Annotated in this window: 16 protein-coding genes; 9 read left to right on the plus strand and 7 right to left on the minus strand. The window is 71.3% G+C overall.

Translation table 11 applies throughout. The features are described from left to right. Positions 1-191: 191 nt before the first annotated feature. Complete coding sequence (locus AC0QU1_RS18170; RefSeq protein WP_483571297.1) at positions 192-1,268, plus strand: AraC family transcriptional regulator; 1,077 nt, start codon at positions 192-194, stop codon at positions 1,266-1,268. A gap of 143 nt (positions 1,269-1,411) precedes the next feature. Here AC0QU1_RS18170 and AC0QU1_RS18175 read toward each other — a convergent pair whose 3' ends face one another. Together AC0QU1_RS18175 and AC0QU1_RS18180 are read right to left on the minus strand one after the other, a co-directional pair. Then, a complete protein-coding gene (locus AC0QU1_RS18175) occupies positions 1,412-2,431 on the minus strand; it encodes an alcohol dehydrogenase catalytic domain-containing protein (protein ID WP_483571299.1) in 1,020 nt (339 codons plus the stop codon). A gap of 227 nt (positions 2,432-2,658) precedes the next feature. After that, entirely contained in the window at positions 2,659-3,354 is a 696-nt protein-coding gene (locus AC0QU1_RS18180) for a TetR/AcrR family transcriptional regulator (protein WP_483571301.1), read from the minus strand. Positions 3,355-3,450: 96 nt separating this feature from the next. Here AC0QU1_RS18180 and AC0QU1_RS18185 point away from each other — a divergent pair, with 96 nt between their 5' ends. Then, positions 3,451-4,623, plus strand: coding sequence for a PQQ-dependent sugar dehydrogenase (locus AC0QU1_RS18185; RefSeq protein ID WP_483571303.1), 1,173 nt, complete (start codon positions 3,451-3,453; stop codon positions 4,621-4,623). Between the two features lie 71 nt (positions 4,624-4,694). Continuing rightward, positions 4,695-5,447 carry an SDR family oxidoreductase gene (locus AC0QU1_RS18190; protein WP_483571305.1) on the plus strand — a complete coding sequence of 251 codons (753 nt, stop codon included), beginning with the start codon at positions 4,695-4,697 and terminating at the stop codon, positions 5,445-5,447. A gap of 205 nt (positions 5,448-5,652) precedes the next feature. On the opposite strand, the gene AC0QU1_RS18195 is transcribed toward AC0QU1_RS18190, so the two are convergent. After that, entirely contained in the window at positions 5,653-6,249 is a 597-nt protein-coding gene (locus AC0QU1_RS18195) for a TetR/AcrR family transcriptional regulator (RefSeq protein WP_483571307.1), read from the minus strand. Positions 6,250-6,317: 68 nt separating this feature from the next. On the opposite strand from AC0QU1_RS18195, the gene AC0QU1_RS18200 reads away from it, so the two are divergent. Continuing rightward, a complete protein-coding gene (locus AC0QU1_RS18200) occupies positions 6,318-7,136 on the plus strand; it encodes a class I SAM-dependent methyltransferase (RefSeq protein WP_483571309.1) in 819 nt (272 codons plus the stop codon). 196 nt (positions 7,137-7,332) lie between these two features. On the opposite strand, the gene AC0QU1_RS18205 is transcribed toward AC0QU1_RS18200, so the two are convergent. Continuing rightward, entirely contained in the window at positions 7,333-7,905 is a 573-nt protein-coding gene (locus AC0QU1_RS18205; protein ID WP_483571311.1) for an ImmA/IrrE family metallo-endopeptidase, read from the minus strand. Then, on the minus strand, positions 7,906-8,298 hold the full coding sequence (locus tag AC0QU1_RS18210; RefSeq protein WP_483571313.1) for a helix-turn-helix domain-containing protein: 393 nt from the start codon (positions 8,296-8,298) through the stop codon (positions 7,906-7,908). Between the two features lie 345 nt (positions 8,299-8,643). Between AC0QU1_RS18210 and AC0QU1_RS18215 the strand changes: the two genes are divergently transcribed. Then, entirely contained in the window at positions 8,644-8,769 is a 126-nt protein-coding gene (locus tag AC0QU1_RS18215; RefSeq protein ID WP_483571315.1) for an MJ0042-type zinc finger domain-containing protein, read from the plus strand. Between the two features lie 148 nt (positions 8,770-8,917). Here the strand turns inward: AC0QU1_RS18215 and AC0QU1_RS18220 are convergent, their stop codons facing one another. Next, on the minus strand, positions 8,918-10,006 hold the full coding sequence (locus AC0QU1_RS18220; RefSeq protein WP_483571317.1) for a saccharopine dehydrogenase NADP-binding domain-containing protein: 1,089 nt from the start codon (positions 10,004-10,006) through the stop codon (positions 8,918-8,920). A gap of 120 nt (positions 10,007-10,126) precedes the next feature. Between AC0QU1_RS18220 and AC0QU1_RS18225 the strand changes: the two genes are divergently transcribed. Together AC0QU1_RS18225 and AC0QU1_RS18230 are read left to right on the plus strand one after the other, a co-directional pair. Continuing rightward, the gene (locus AC0QU1_RS18225; protein WP_483571319.1) at positions 10,127-10,708 is read left to right on the plus strand and encodes a TetR family transcriptional regulator; all 582 of its coding nucleotides are present in this window, start codon (positions 10,127-10,129) and stop codon (positions 10,706-10,708) included. Positions 10,709-10,973: 265 nt separating this feature from the next. Next, on the plus strand, positions 10,974-11,702 hold the full coding sequence (locus AC0QU1_RS18230; RefSeq protein ID WP_483571321.1) for an aminotransferase class IV: 729 nt from the start codon (positions 10,974-10,976) through the stop codon (positions 11,700-11,702). 207 nt (positions 11,703-11,909) lie between these two features. On the opposite strand, the gene AC0QU1_RS18235 is transcribed toward AC0QU1_RS18230, so the two are convergent. Further along, the gene (locus AC0QU1_RS18235) at positions 11,910-12,341 is read right to left on the minus strand and encodes a winged helix-turn-helix transcriptional regulator (protein WP_483616264.1); all 432 of its coding nucleotides are present in this window, start codon (positions 12,339-12,341) and stop codon (positions 11,910-11,912) included. 90 nt (positions 12,342-12,431) lie between these two features. On the opposite strand from AC0QU1_RS18235, the gene AC0QU1_RS18240 reads away from it, so the two are divergent. Beyond that, entirely contained in the window at positions 12,432-13,844 is a 1,413-nt protein-coding gene (locus AC0QU1_RS18240) for an MFS transporter (RefSeq protein WP_483571325.1), read from the plus strand. Between the two features lie 107 nt (positions 13,845-13,951). Continuing rightward, the gene (locus AC0QU1_RS18245) at positions 13,952-15,148 is read left to right on the plus strand and encodes an IS30 family transposase (RefSeq protein ID WP_483571327.1); all 1,197 of its coding nucleotides are present in this window, start codon (positions 13,952-13,954) and stop codon (positions 15,146-15,148) included. The last annotated feature ends 73 nt before the right edge of the window (positions 15,149-15,221 follow it).

A 15,221-nucleotide genomic window follows, 5' to 3' on the forward strand; every position in this document is an offset into this window, starting at 1 on the left:
GAGGCGCACGTCTCGGGTTTCACCAGATTTCTATCGCAATGCACCGACCGGGGCGATCGGACCGGGTGGCCTCACCTAGCGTCCGGCTCAGGCCTCGGCCGTGCACACCACCACCGGCACCCGGGGGACCACTACCGACGTGGACGTGCCGGCCGCAAGCAGCCGACGCCCTGCCAACACGTGGAGGCACCATGGTCACCGACGATGTGCCCGATGCGCGCGACGCATCCGGCGCCACCCCGTCGCGCTGCCCTGGCCCGGCCCAGGACGCCGAGACGTCCCGGGTCGGGCTGCCCCTGGAGGAACGCCAGACGGGCAGCGACCTGGTCGCCGAGATCCTCGCGCGGACGCCGGACGAGGGACCGAACGCCACCGAGTGGCCCGGGCTCACCGCCTACCGCTTCGACAACCCGCAACGGTCCCAGTGGTCGGAGGTCGGGTCGCTGGCGCTGTGCTGCGTGGTCCAGGGCCGCAAACGGTTCAGCGTGTGCGGGGAGGAGTACGTCTGCGACCCGTTCCACTATCTGCTGTTCACCCGCGGGATGCGGTTCGAGACCGAGATCCTCGAGGCCACGCCGGACACGCCCTACCTGTCCTTCGTGCTCCAGATCGACCCGTCGGTGGTTCGTCTGGTCGCCGCGGACATCCCCGACCGCCGGCCTCCCGCGGGCGGCAGGGTGTCGTCACCCGCCGCGCCGGTCGCCTACGTCTCGCCGTTCCACGAGTACTTCGTGGGCTCCGTCGTCCGCTTCCTGCGCTCCCTCGCCACGGTCCCGGACCGGCGCGTGCTCGCGCCGATGTACCTCCACGAGATCACGTACCGCCTCCTGCGGGCGGAGCAGGTCTCCCGCCTGCTGCAGGCCGCAGCGCACGAGCGCAGGAACGACCCGCTCTCCGAGGTCGTCCAGTACCTCCGGGAGAACCTCGCCGACCCGCTGACCGTCGCGGACCTGGCGGAGCACGTCCGGATGAGCCCGTCGGCGCTCACGGCACTGTTCGCCGAGACGACGGGCACGGGGCCGTACCAGTTCCTCAAGCGGATGCGGCTGGACCGGGCCGCGACCCTCCTGCTCCAGGAGCAGCTCAACGTCACGGAGGTCGCGCGCCGTGTGGGCTACTCGAGCCCGTCCCACTTCATCAACGAGTTCCGGCGCTTCTTCGGGGTGACGCCCCGCCGCTACGCGGAGGCCCAGCGGGACGTCGTCGCGATGCGGGTCGACGAGGCGACCACCCAGGACGTCCTCGTGCGGGAGCTCCCCGAGCGGTAGGGCGGCCCTCCCTCGAACGGTGGGACGGCCGGTCCCGCCCTCGGGCGGTCCCGGCCGTCCCGCCTCCCGGCGGGGCTACGCCCCCGCGGGTCCCTCAGCCCGCGCAGGCCCCTCAGCGCGCGACCGTCAGTACGTGACGACCGTCAGTACGTGACGACCGCCTTGAAGCGGAGGTCGCCCGACACCAGCCGGTCGTAGGCCTCGGCGATCTGCTCCTTGGGGAACACCTCGACCATCGGCGTCACCCTGCCGCTGGCCACGATGTCGAGCGCCTCGGCGAGGTACTCCATGCCGTTGTGGGCCGAGCCGATGATGCGGTGGCTGTGGAACGTCAGCGGCCCGGCGGGGATGGTCAGCTCGTCGGTGGCGATCCCCATCAGGACGACGGTGCCCCACGGCCGCAGCCCCTCCATCGCGCGGGCGACCGAGCTGTGCGAGCTGCTCGTGTGCAGCAGCACGTCCGCGCCGCCCGCCTCCTTGAGGCCGACGCCGTCGGACACGACGTCGTCGGCGCCCAGTTCGCGGGCGAGGCCCGCCTTGGCGGGCGTGTGGGTGACCGCCGTGACGTGGTAGCCGGCCGCCTTCGCGAACTGGATCGCGAAGTGGCCCAGACCGCCGATGCCCACCACGGCGACCCGGGCGCCCGGCTTGGGGTCGGCACGGCGGATGCCTGCCCACACCGTGAACCCCGCGCAGACCGTGGGCGCGGCGGCCTCGTACGAGATCCCCTCGGGCAGCAGGACCGTGCCGCCCACGTCGGTGACCATGTACTCGGCGTGGGCGCCGTCGACGTTGACGCCCGTGAGCGTCGGGGCGGCGCAGTTCGACGCCGTGACGAAGCTGTTCGGGTGCTCCTCCCGGCAGAAGTCGCAGGAGCCACAACGCTTCTGCATCATCGGGATCCCGACCCGGTCGCCCACCTTGCGTCCGGTGACGCCGTCGCCGACGGCGACCACCTCACCGACTCCTTCGTGTCCGAGCACCTGGGGGAAATCCCGGAACGAGATCACACCCTGCGCTATCCACGCGTCGGTGCCGCAGAGCGCGCACGCACGCACCCGCACCAGCACCTGGTTGGGGCCCGGCTCGGGCCGGTCCCGGTCCTCCAGCTCCCACTTGGCGTTCACTCCCTGCACAACCGCGGCCTTCATCTGGGTAGCCATCTCACAGCTCCTGCCTGACGAACCGATGTGGTGATCCTCTGGCGCCTTTGCCAGGTGGCCCTGTGCCGGGTCACCAACCCACGATAAGTTCGAGATTCCGGTTCGCCGCTGCCGATTCGAGCAGAACTCTTGCGGATTCCAACGGTCCGGGAATCATTCTCAGAAATACCTCGCTGGGCCGTACGATGGCTACCGATCCCGCACGGCCCCGGCCTGTTCGTGCTGGCTCACTCCCGCGCATCGCCGAGCCGGTCGAGGAGCTCGCCGAGCAGCGCGCGCTCTCCGCCGCTCAGGAGTCCGTCCACCTGGCCCAGGGCGGCCTTGAGCGCCGTCGCGTGCTGCGTGTAGCCGGATACCTCGGGCGGGGCGTCCCCGGTGATGGCGTTCAGCACCGCCTCGCGCAGACGACGGGACAGCGCGGGGTCGCGGTCGTCGGGGTGCACCCGGATGAGGTGGAGCGTGAGGCCCGTCCCGGCGGAGTGGACCATCTCCTCAGCGGTCTTCGCGGTGACGGTCAGCCGGCCCGCCTCGGCGATCCGCTCGATCAGCATGCGCAGCCGGTCGATCGAGCGCTGGACCGCCGGCGACGGCTCGCCGAGGGTCGGCCGGCCGAACATGAGCAGGTAGTGGGCGGGGTGGGCCAGCCCGAACTCGACGTGGAGGTCCCAGCCGGAGCGCAGGTCCTGCACCGGGTCGCTGGTGAGGGCGATGGCGCGCTTCCCGGCGAGGTACGTGTCGAAACCGTCGGCGGCGACCGCCTCGAGCAGGCCGTTCATGTCGGTGAACTGCCGGTAGATGGTCGGCGCCTGGACCCCGGCGGCCTGGCTGACGGCGCGCGTGGTGACGCCCTCGCGCCCGTGCTCCTCCAGGAGCTGCGCCGCGGCGTCGAGGATCTTTCGTCTGGTGCTCGTGGGTTCGCTCATTTATCAACGATAACGCCGATCCGGTATCAGCGCTTGCATAGTGGCGGTAACGCGCATAGTGTTATCAGCGATAACAGACCGACGAAAGGAGCCGCAGTGCTCAACGCGACCCGCACCACCCTGGTGACCAGGGCCGCCGCCGTGTCCGCGGCAGTGCTCATGGCCGCCGGGTGCACCGCACCGGCGTCCGACCCGGACAGTGCTGGCCGGACGACCGAGTCGGCGGCCACCGAGTCGGCCACCGAGTCGGCGCCCACGGAGGCAACGACGTCGGGCCCAGGCGAGCTGACCGAGCTCACCACAGGGCTGGAGGCCCCGTGGGGGCTGACGTTCCTGCCGGACGGCTCGGCGCTGGTCGCCGAGCGGCTGTCGGCCCAGGTGCTGCACATCCCCGCCGACGGCGGCACGCCGGAGGTGGTCGGCGTGGTCCCGGACGTGGAGACCAGCTCGGAGGGCGGGCTGCTCGGCCTGGCCGCCTCGCCGGACTTCGCCACGGACCGCACCGTGTACGCCTACGCCTCCGGCTCGCCGACCAACCGCGTGGTCGCCCTGGAGATCGCGGACGACTTCGGCTCGCTCGACGTCGCCCGGGTACTGCTCGACGGCATCCAGACCGCCGACCGGCACCACGGCGGGCGCCTGCGGATCGGCCCCGACGGCAACCTGTGGATCGGCACGGGCGACGCGTTCCTCCCGGAGAACGCGGCCGACGACGACTCGTTGAACGGCAAGATCCTGCGGATCGCGCTCGACGGCTCGATCCCGGCGGACAACCCCGACGACGACTCGCCGATCTACTCCAGCGGCCACCGCAACGTCCAGGGCATCACGTTCGGCCCGGACGGGACGATGTACGCCTCCGAGCTCGGCCACCGGACCTGGGACGAGGTCAACGTGCTGCGTCCGGGCCTCGACTACGGCTGGCCGGAGACCGAGGGCATCGCAGGGGACACCGGCGAGCCGCCCATCTTCACCATCCACCCGGACGACGCCTCGCCGTCGGGCATCGCCTACGCGCAGGGCTCGCTGTGGATGGGCGCGCTGGGCGGGCAGCGCCTCTGGCAGCTACCCGTCGACGGCCCCGAAGCAGCCGGGGACCCGATAGCGCACTACACCGGCGAGCTCGGCCGCATCCGCACCGTCGAGGTGGCCCCGGACGGCGCGCTGTGGCTCATCACCTCCAACACGGACGGCGCGACCTGGGGCGGCACCGAGCCGCGCCCAGGCGACGACCGGATCCTCCGGCTGGAGCTCGACGCCCGGCCGTGACCGCACCGACCCGGACCATCCCCAAACCTGACCGCAACGCCACGGTCGAAACCCCGAAGGAAGAGATCAGCATGAACATCAGCGGCAACACCATCCTCATGGCCGGCGGCACCTCCGGCATAGGCCTCGCTCTCGCGACGCGCCTGCACGAGGCCGGCAACAAGGTCATCGTCGCCGGACGACGCCGGGACCAGCTCGACCGGATCGCCGAGGAGCACCCGGGGATCGAGGGCGAGGTGGTCGACATCACCGACCCCGAGTCGATCCGCGCGCTCTACGAGACCGTGACCGGCAAGCACCCCGAGCTCAACGTCGTGGTGGCCATGGCGGGGATCATGGTCGCAGAGCGGGTGCTCGACCCGGCGTCGCTCGACGTGGCCGAGCGGACGATCGCCACGAACGTGCTCGGCCCGATCCGGCTCGTGCACCGGTTCGCCCCGTTCCTGACGGGTCAGCCGGACGCGGCGATCCTCACCGTGACCTCCGGCCTGGCCTACGTCCCGCTGGCGGCCACGCCGTCCTACGGCGCCTCCAAGGCGGCCATCCACTCCTACACGGAGAGCCTGCGCGAGCAGCTGAGCGACACCTCGGTCCAGGTGATCGAGGTCGTGCCGCCGCTGACCCGGACCTCGCTCTGGCCGGGCAGCGAGAACAACGAACGCGCCATGCCGCTCGACGAGTTCGCAGACGAGGTCATGGGCCTGCTCACCTTCCGGCCCGACGCGAACCAGGTTCTCGTCGAGCGGGTCAAGCGGCAGCGCTTCGCCGAGGCCGACGGCACCTACGGCGACGTCTTCGCGATGCAGAACAGCCTCGTCCGGTGACGTCGCGCCTGCCGCGCAAGGACAACTAGGAAACCCCTCCACAGCGTGGTCCACGTCGCAGACGCGGCGTGGGCCACGCGCTCTGCTCGGGCTCGGGCTCGGGCCGAGGTCGACGACGAGGAGAGCAAGTACGAGGTCGAGGTCACCCTCGACGACGGCACCCAGGCCGGCCAGCGAGAAGCCCTGGTGCTGTTCCGTCGAGGGGTCAGGCGCTGGGTGTCACGCCGGCGAGCGCGGCCGTCACGAGTCGCTCGACCGCGTCCGCCGACGGCGGGCCGGGGTCGCGGTCCGCCGAGAGCAGGTGGCCGCCGCCGACGAGGGAGAGGGTGACCGACCCCAGGTCGGCGTCGGCGGCGATGCGGCCGAGGTCGCGCTCGTCGGCCAGGTAGGCGGAGATCGCCGTGGTGACGTGGCCGAGGATCGCCACGCCGCCCCCTGGCGTGGCCTGCCGCAGGCGGGCGCGCAGCTCGTCGCGGAACGTGATCAGCGGGATGATCGCCACCGGCACCGGCCCGAACAAGGTGGTCAGGGCCGCGGTCAGGTTCCCGGTGACCGTGCCCTGACCGGCCGACTCGCGCAGCGTGGCCGCCTGCTCCTCGAGCCGCGCGGCGCTGTCGAGCACCAGGTCGGCGAGAAAGGCGTCGAAGTCCGCGAAGTGCCGGTGGAGCACGCCCTTGGCGCAGCCGGCCTCGTCGGTGACGGCGCGGCTGGTGAGCGCGACCGGGCCGTCCCTGAGCAGGAGGCGCTCGGCGGCGTCGAACAACTGCCTGCGCGGATCACGCAGGTGGACTCCGGTGGGCATGCACTGATCCTCTCGCGTTTCTCTGGCGCGCCCTTGGCGAGTGGGCACACGCCCACTAAGGTGACCGCATGCCCACTTTACCGCCCGATACTCCCAACCGACCGACCCCCGAGATCCACACGGCGCGACAGATGGCCGAGTCGTTCGGCACCGACGCCGCAGGCTACGACCGGTCCCGGCCGCGCTATCCCGACGCGCTGCTGACGCGGATCGTCGCGGGGAGCCCCGGGCGGGACGTGCTCGACGTCGGCTGCGGGACGGGCATCGCCGCCCGGCAGCTCCAGGCCGCGGGCTGCACGGTGCTCGGCGTCGAGCCCGATGCGCGGATGGCCGACTACGCCCGGGCGCACGGCGTGCCCACGGAGGTGGCGACCTTCGAGGACTGGGCCGCCCGCGGTCGTACCTATGACGCCGTGGTCGCCGCCCAGTCGTGGCACTGGGTGGACCCGGTGGCCGGACCGGTCAAGGCCGCCGACGTGCTGCGGCCGGCGGGGCGGCTCGCGATCTTCGGGCATGTGTTCGAGCCGCCCGCCCCGGTCGCGGAGACGTTCACCGCCGCGTTCCGGCGGGCGGTACCGGACTCGCCCTTCGGCGACCAGCCGGCCCGCCGCCCGGTCGAGGTCTACCAGGCGGGATACGCCAGGATCGCTGACAGCCTCCGGGCGTCCGGGCGGTTCGACGAGCCCGAGCAGTGGCAGCACGAGTGGGAACGGCCCTATACCCGCGAGGAGTGGCTGGCGCTGCTGCCGACGACGGGTGGGCTCACCCGGGTCGGGCCCGAGCCGCTCGCGGGGATCCTGAACGCCGTTGGGGCGGCCATCGACCGGCTCGGCGGGAGCTTCACGATGCAGTTCGTCACGCTGGCCACGAGCGCGGTGCGGCGGTAGTAGCCGGTCGGAGTTGGGGCTGTCCCTGTTCTTCTTCTCAGCCCATCAGTCGGGCGAGATGGGCGTCGGCGTTTGACGAGAACAGGCGCGTGAAGATCTGACGCGCCAGCGCTTCGGACGGTGAGCGCGACCGACAGGCCATAGAGACCTTGTAGAAGGGCTGGTGTCGCGTGAACAGGCCACAACGGATCTGGTTTTAGGCACTCCGTCTCCGCAGGCGTCTGGCACCGGACTGGTTCACGCGTCGGCGAGCCATCTGGATACTGCAGCCGTATTGCGCGGCGATCTGGTCGTCCGTCAGCCCGCGTTGCGCAGCTCCACGGGCCGCCTTGCCCGGGATGATGATGGTGCTCGCCAGGTAGTCGGCTTCGCCTTCAATCTGGTCGTCCCAGTCGCGACAGCCCCGGCCGTCGAGGGCGGGTCGTGGCGTATGCAGGAGTAGGCCGTGGGCGATCTCGTGGCAGAGGTTGGAGACCTGCCGGCCAGGGCTGTGGGAGTCGTTGTGGACGATTACCCGGCGGCTCTGGAGGAACACTGTCGCCGCAGAGAACTGGCCTCCGCCGCCCCCAAGCAACAGGTCGATGCTCGCTTCCAGTCGATGGTCTCCGCGCATTCGCTCGCGTAGGTTGCTCAGAGCCATCACGGGGATCTCGAGCAGCTCCGCCAGCGCGTGAGGGTCCATCCTGACGAAGAGACCGATGCCAAGTTCGCGGCGGATTCGCTCTGCCTCAGCTTCTGCAAATGTAGTAAATCCACGCGGAAGGGCCATCTATGTGTCCTTGAGCACCTTGTACGTAGCCTGGAGTACATCCTCAAGGGCCTCAGCCACCTTCGGAGACAGCGACTTGTCCGCACGCAAGTAGGTGGAGATCATCGCCAAGGGCTCGTCTTGCGCTTCGCCATGGACCCGAACGACGAAGTCGTCCGCGCTCAACCCTGCCCAGTCTACGAGCGCCGCAAGGCTGTCGACGTCAGGGCGCTTGCCCTGCGCTAGGCGGGTCAACGTTGACGGGCTCACAGCCGCTCCTTGGGCCACTTGCTTCCAATTGAGGTTGCGGGCCTCCCGCACACCGTCGAGCGCCGCGAAGAAGGCCACCCCATCGAACGAACCACGCTCTGCCATCCCGACCACCCCTAGTTCGATGTCTGCATTCAGTTGCACATGTCGAATCGTTGTCGTATCTTCGATTCGACAGTAGACGTCCGGTTGCACGGACGCAAGGACTCGTGACCCTACACCAGTTGCGAGTGCGTGGTGACCGTGCAGCCGCCTAGTGGCAGAGGGGGTGATTACAGATGGCCAAGAACACGGGTAGGGGATACCGCGTGGGAGCGGTCAGGGGCCGCAGCGAGTTCAAGCGCGGAGCGACCTGGTACAAGCGCGACACCGCGACCGGTCGGATCCTCAACGGCAGCCCGCGCCAACACAAGGGCGTAAGGAACGAGAAGTGATCGAAGCCGGTGGCGCAACCGCGCCACCGGTCACTAAGCCCAGTTAGGAGCAACAATGAAACGCCGTCGACTCGGCTACACCGTCACGTGCCCCCACTGCCGCACCAAGTTCGTGATCGGTGGCTACACCCCCGGCCTCATCCGGTGCGGCAGGTGCCGCAAGGTATTCAACCTCCGGTAAGCAGGGTATCCACGATCAGCCTTGCGTCGGCAGTGGCGGTGGCGCCGCGGACGCAAGGCTGATCGTGGTCACCACCACGTACAGCACACCCCGGCTCATGGCCTGAGGCTATCCGGCCAGGTCAGGCGACCACCCCGAACCGAGCAGCTCAGCCGTCGAGCAGAAACGCTCCCCCGGCGTCAACGGCAAGCTCCGCCCCGAACACCCCCGCCGGGGTGTAGGCACCCGGCTTGCCCTCGCCCCGGGCGAGGCGCTCCGCCGCGCCGGCGGCGACACCCGCCGTGAAGTCCATGGCCTCGTCGGCGCGGAGCCAGCCCTCCCGCTCGGTGCCGTCCGGCCAGGTGACAACCGCGTGCCCCCACGTGTGCTCGCGAGGGCGGGGCGCAGCCTTGAAACGCACGCGCGCGAGCCGGCCGACGGCGAGGCGTCGCACGGCGGCAACGGACAGCAGCGCCCCGAGCACGGGCAGCACGGCGCGGACGGCGGGCGAGGCGGGGATGAGCAGCGACGTCGCGGTCACCGACGGCGCACCGCTCGCGAGGTGTGCGGCGTAGAGCTCTCCCGAGGGCACCTCGGCGCTCCGCGCGGTCTCGCCGTCGGGCAGCGTGAGGTGGCGTGGGCCAGCGCCGAGCCTGCTGCGGACCAGGCCGCCGCCGTCGTACCGGCGTCCGCCCGTGGTGAGGACGTCGACCATGCTGGCGGCCAGGGCCGTCCCGAGCGTGCCGGCCTCGATCGCCACGGAGGCCAGGGCGTCGACCCGGACGCGGCTCGGTGTCGGGCGGCCCTCGCACAGCTTGGCCACGACCGCCTCGGTGCCCAGCACGCCGAACCCGGCGCCGGTGACCAGGGTGCTGCCGGCGTCCACCGCCTCCTGGTGGAGGGCCACGAGCTGGGACATGGCGCCGAGGTCCGCGGCCAGGTCCACGTAGTGCCCTCCCGGCAGGCAGGCGCGCGCGATCGACAGCCCCGTGGCGGCGAAGTCGCCGATCGTGTTGACGACGACGGCGGGCCGCCGCCGCGCGATCTCGGCGGCTATCGCCTCCGCCGTGTCGGCGACGACCACCTTCACGTCCGCGCCCGCCCCGAGCTCCCGGCCCACCCGGCGCAGCCGCTCGCCGTCCCGGCCCACCAGCACCGGCGGCACGCCGTCCGCCAGGAGGCGCGCGGCCACCGCGCGGCCCGTGCGTCCGGTGGCGCCGAGGATCCACACCTCGTCCGATCGACCGTTCCGTTCCATGAGAATCTCCCCGCTCGTCCGGCCCGGCCGCAGCCGGGCAACCCTGTGATGACACTGTGAGTCATCACAGAGGCTAGCACTGATGACACGGTGAGACATCACGCTTGGTATGATCGGGCGGTGGCGAGATGGGATCCGGGGGCGCAGGAACGCCTGACGAAGGCCGCGCTCGAGCTGTACCTGGAGCGCGGTTACGACAATGTGACCGTCACCGACATCGCCGAGCGCGCGGGGCTCACGCGCCGCACCTACTTCCGCTACTTCCCGGACAAGCGCGAGGTGCTGTTCGCCGGCTCGGAGCGGCTACCCGCGGCCGCCGCGCAGGCCGTGCTCGCCGCGGACCCGGCCGCATCCCCGCTCGCGGCGGTGCTGGAGGCCCTGTACGACGTCGGCGCCGAGGTCGCGGCCGGCATCGACCGCGCCAACGCCGCCCGGCGGCGGGTCGTGATCGACGCCAGCGCCGAGCTCCAGGAGCGCGAACGCACCAAGTCAGCCGCGGTCACCGCCGCGCTCGACGACGCCCTGCGGCAGCGCGGCGTCGACCCGGGCACGGCCACCCTCGTGGCACAGGTCGGGTCGATCGCCGTCCAGCACGCCTTCGAGCGCTGGATCCGGGCGGACGGCGAGACCTTCGCCGCCTGCCTGAACGCCGTCGTCGACACGCTCCGGTCGTCACTGGCCCCGGAGAGGGCGCGCGACTAGTCGCTGCTCGCCCCCGGCGTCGGCGGAACCGCCGGACACCGCGCCGCGGACGGCGTCCTGGCCGACGTCTCCCAGCCGGCCTCGTCGTCCAGCAGGGCTCGTCGTCCAGCAGGGCTCGTCGTCCAGCAGGGCGAGTGAGGGGGCCTGCCCGGGCCTCCCACCCCGGGGTCGCGGAAGCGTTCCATGGGGTCCGAGAGGAAGCATCCTGACCACCGTCGCCCTCGTCGGTGCCGCCCGGTCCGGCGGCGGGCGCTAAGGTCCGAGCGTGCGCATCGAGACCGACGGCCGCCCGGCGGCGGCGACCGAGCTGTTCAGCACCTACGGCCACTTCACGGCCATGCAGGTGCGCGACGGCGGCGTCCAGGGCCTCGGCAACCACCTCGACCGGCTCGACGCGGCGCACCGCGAGCTGTTCGGGCGGCCGCTGCCCGGCGAGCGGGTCCGTGACCTGGTGCGGCACGCCCTGGCCGGCACGCCCGACGCCTCCGTGCGGGTGATCCTCCGGGACGCCGAGCACGTCGTCGTCTCCGTGGACGAGCCGCACCACCCGCCCGCCGCACCGCAGCGGCTGCGCTCGGTCCCCTACCTGCGCCCGTTCGCCCACCTCAAGCACCTGGGCAGCTTCGCGCAGCTCGAGTGGGCGCGGCGGGTCCGGCTCGACGGGTACGACGACGCGCTGCTCACCACGCCGGACGGCGCCGTCGCCGAGTCCTCGACCGCCAACATCGGCTTCTTCGCGGCCGACGGCGCCGTCGTCTGGCCGGACGCTCCCCACCTGCACGGCACCGTCATGCGCCTGGTCGAGGCCACGACGCCGTCGGCCAGCAGACCGGTCGCGCTGGCGGACGTCGCGGGGTTCGCGGGGGCGTTCCTCGTCAACTCGTTGGGCGTGGTCGCGGTCGCGTCGATCGACGACGTCGTGCTGCCCGACGCCGGGCCGTTCCTGGCCGGCGTCGCCGACCGCCTGGCCGCGATCCCGTGGGAGCAGATCTGACCCGCACGTCCTGGGGCGGCCCCGCCGGCAAAGCCGCCCCAGGACGCCCGGCCGGAGCCGCTGAACTTCGTTCAGCCCCGCCTCGTCTAGTTCGGCTGGGCTGAACGATCCGGCACAGCCAGCAAACCCAGTCCCCAGCCGAACGAAGTTCAGCCTGGCTGGCGCCCCCCGAATGAGCGATGGACGCCTCACCAAGGCCCCACCGCCTCAGATCCCGCTGTTCGCCGCCTCGAACGCCTCGCGAGCCTCGGCGATCTGGTCCTGGTGCTCCTCGGTCCAGCTCACCAGGGCCTGCGTCGTCGCCAGCAAGGTGCGGCCCAGCGTGGTGAGCTCGTACTCCACGCGCGGCGGGACCTCGGCGTAGACGGTGCGCAGCACCAGGCCGTCGCGCTCGAGGTTGCGCAGCGTCACGGTCAGCATCCGCTTGCTGATCCCGTCGATCTCCCGGCTCAGCTCGCCGAACCGGAGCTTCCGCTCGTCCAGCAGCGCGATCACCAGCAGCGACCACTTGTCGGCGATGCGGTCCAGGATCTGCCGCACCTGGCAGTCCTCGCGGACGTCCCACTGAAAGGGGTCGCGGTCCACCCGGCAGCCGGCCAGCTCCGCGATGGTTCCCTCCAGGGAACCGGGTGACGACAAAGTGCCTTCTTGTGCCATCCGTCGATCGTGCCCAACGATCGTCATGGTTACAAGTGGTAACCATGCGAGATTCTGAGCGAGGAGACCGTTGTGACGGACACCAGAGCGGTCGCACCACCGGCGGCCACCACGACGCGCACGGGCTGGGGAGTGCTGGCCGTCGTCTGCGGCGCGCTCTTCCTGGAGGGCATCGACATCGCGATGCTCAACGTCGCGGTGCCGGCCATCGCCGACGACATCGGCCTGGCGACCGCCGACGCGCACTGGGTGATCAGCGCCTACGTACTCGCCTACGGCGGGTTCATGATCCTCGGCGGCCGCACGGCCGACCTCGCGGGTCGCCGCAGGACCTTCCTGGTGGCCCTCGCGGTGTTCGTCGTGTTCTCCGGCCTGGGCGGCCTCGCCGACGACGCCTGGGTGCTGGTCGTGGCCCGGTTCGTCACGGGCGCGACGGCGGGATTCATGACGCCGGCGGGCTTCAGCCTCCTGACCACCAGCTTCCCCGAGGGCCCGCTGCGCGACCGGGCGCTGGCGATCTACGGGGCGATCGGAGCCGGCGGGTTCACGCTCGGCGTGGTGGCCGGCGGCTTCCTCACCGACGCCGGCTGGCGCTGGGTGTTCTTCGCTCCCGTGATCGTGGGCACCGTGCTCTGGGTCGCCGGGCGGCTGCTCATCCGGCCGGACCGGCGCGAGGAGCTCACCGGCGGCGGGTTCGACGTCGGCGGCGCGATCACGCTGACGTCGGCGATGGTCGCCCTCATCTACGGCGTGGTGGCGCTCGGCGAGGGCGGGGACGTCGTCGGCGGGGCGGCCTCGTTCGTCACCGCCGCGGTGCTGGTCGGCGCGTTCGTCCTGATCGAGCGCCGGGCCGCCGACCCGCTGCTGCGCCTCGCGGTGCTGCGCGAAGGGCTCCTGCTGCGCGCCAGCCTCGCGGGGCTGCTAGTCATCGGCGCGTTCTTCGCGTTCCAGTTCCTGATCACGCTCTACCTGCAGGAGTTCCGCGGGTGGTCGCCCGTCGCGACGGGGCTGGCGTTCGCCGTCATGGGCGCCGACATGATCCTCGCGCCGCTGTTCACCCACCGGCTCGTCAAGCGGTTCGGGAACGTCCCCGTGGTGGTGGGCGGGGTGCTGGCCGGCGTGCTGGCGTTCGCCCTGGCGCTGCGCCTCGACGGGACCTGGGGGTACCTCGACCTTCTGCCGTCGCTGCTGCTCATCGCGGTGATGTTCGCCCTGGTGTACGGGCCGTTGGCGGGCGCGGCCACGGCGGGTCTCGCCGAGTCCGAGCACGGCGTGGCCGGCGGCGTCGTCTACACCGCGTTCCAGTTCGGCGCGGCGCTGGGCGTCACGGCCGCGACGATAGCGCTCGTCAACGGGCACGACGCGGCGGCCGGCGCAGCCGACTACCAGCGCGCGCTGCTCGTCCCGGCCGTCGGCGCCACCCTGGCGCTGGCCCTCGGCATCGCCACGTGGCTCGGCAGCCGGCGGGCCGCCGTCGCGCCCTGACGGTACGGCGAGGAGTGACAGGTCCGCTTCCAGAATGCGATCAGGCTTGGGTTTCGCGCGGTGGATTCATACGGTCAGTGCAACAACGCTGATCGGAGGGATTGTTGATGGTGTCGAGGGGTGTGCGGTGGCCGGTCGAGGTTCGGCGGCGGGTGGTGGAGTGGATCGCTGCGGGCGGGTCGCGGGAGAGCGCTGCGAATGCTGTGGGCGTGTCGTCTCTGACGGCGGCCCGGTGGTGGTCTCAGGCTGGCGGGATGCAGGTAGTACGAGGACCTCGTGGTGGTCTGCCGCGGCCGGCCCGTGCGGGACGTCCGCGCGGGCCGGGTCACCGGCTGATGCTGGAGGACCGTAACGAGATCCAGCGGGGTCTGGATACCGGCCTGTCCCAGGCGCAGATCGCGGAGCGGATCGGGCGGGCCCGGTCCACGGTCAGCCGGGAGCTGGCCCGTCACCGGGCCGTGTCGGGGGACTACAACGCGCTGGTCGCGGACAGCCGCGCGATGGGCCGGGCAGCGCGGCCCAAACGGTTCAAGCTCGCCGATCCGGTGCTGGGCGCCCGGGTGACGGAGTGGATGGACCAGGGCTGGTCCCCGGGGTTGATCGCGTCAATACTGCGCAGGGACAACCCCGAGGACCGGAGCCAGTGGGTGAGCCACGAGACGATCTACCAGTCGCTGTATGTCCAGGCCCGCGGGGCCCTGCGCGCGAACCTGCACCAGCAGCTGTCCACGAAGCGCTCGGCACGTAAGCCCCGTGACCGGGTGGAGCGGCGCGGGAAGTTCAACGACGTCCTGCGTATCTCCCAGCGGCCGCCCGAGGTCGCTGACCGGGCCGTGCCCGGGCACTGGGAGGGCGACCTGATCCTCGGCACCGGTGGCACGTCCGCGATCGGGACCCTGGTCGAGCGCACCACCCGGTACACGATCCTTTTGCACCTACCCGGTGACCACACCGCGACCACCGTCGCGACCGCGATGATCGCCGCGATGAGTGATCTGCCGGCGCATCTGCGTCGGTCGCTGACCTGGGACCGCGGCAGCGAGCTGGCCCGGTATGACGACATCCAGCTCGACCTGCGCATGCCTGTCTACTTCGCCGACCCGCACTCGCCCTGGCAGCGCGGCTCGAACGAGAACACCAACCGGCTGCTGCGGCACTGGTTCGCCAAGGGCACCGACCTGTCCGGCTGGAGCCCCGAGGAACTGAAGCGGGTCGCGGCCATGCTCAACGCACGACCACGACCCACTCTCGACCTCGACACCCCCGCACAGCGACTCAAGCAACTCTTCGAACAAGCCGCATGACGTTGCACTAACCGATTGACAACGCCCGCCAGATTCATGCCTGATCGCGTTCTCGAAGCGGACAAGCCGCGCG

This window comes from Promicromonospora noduliphila (assembly GCF_056951025.1).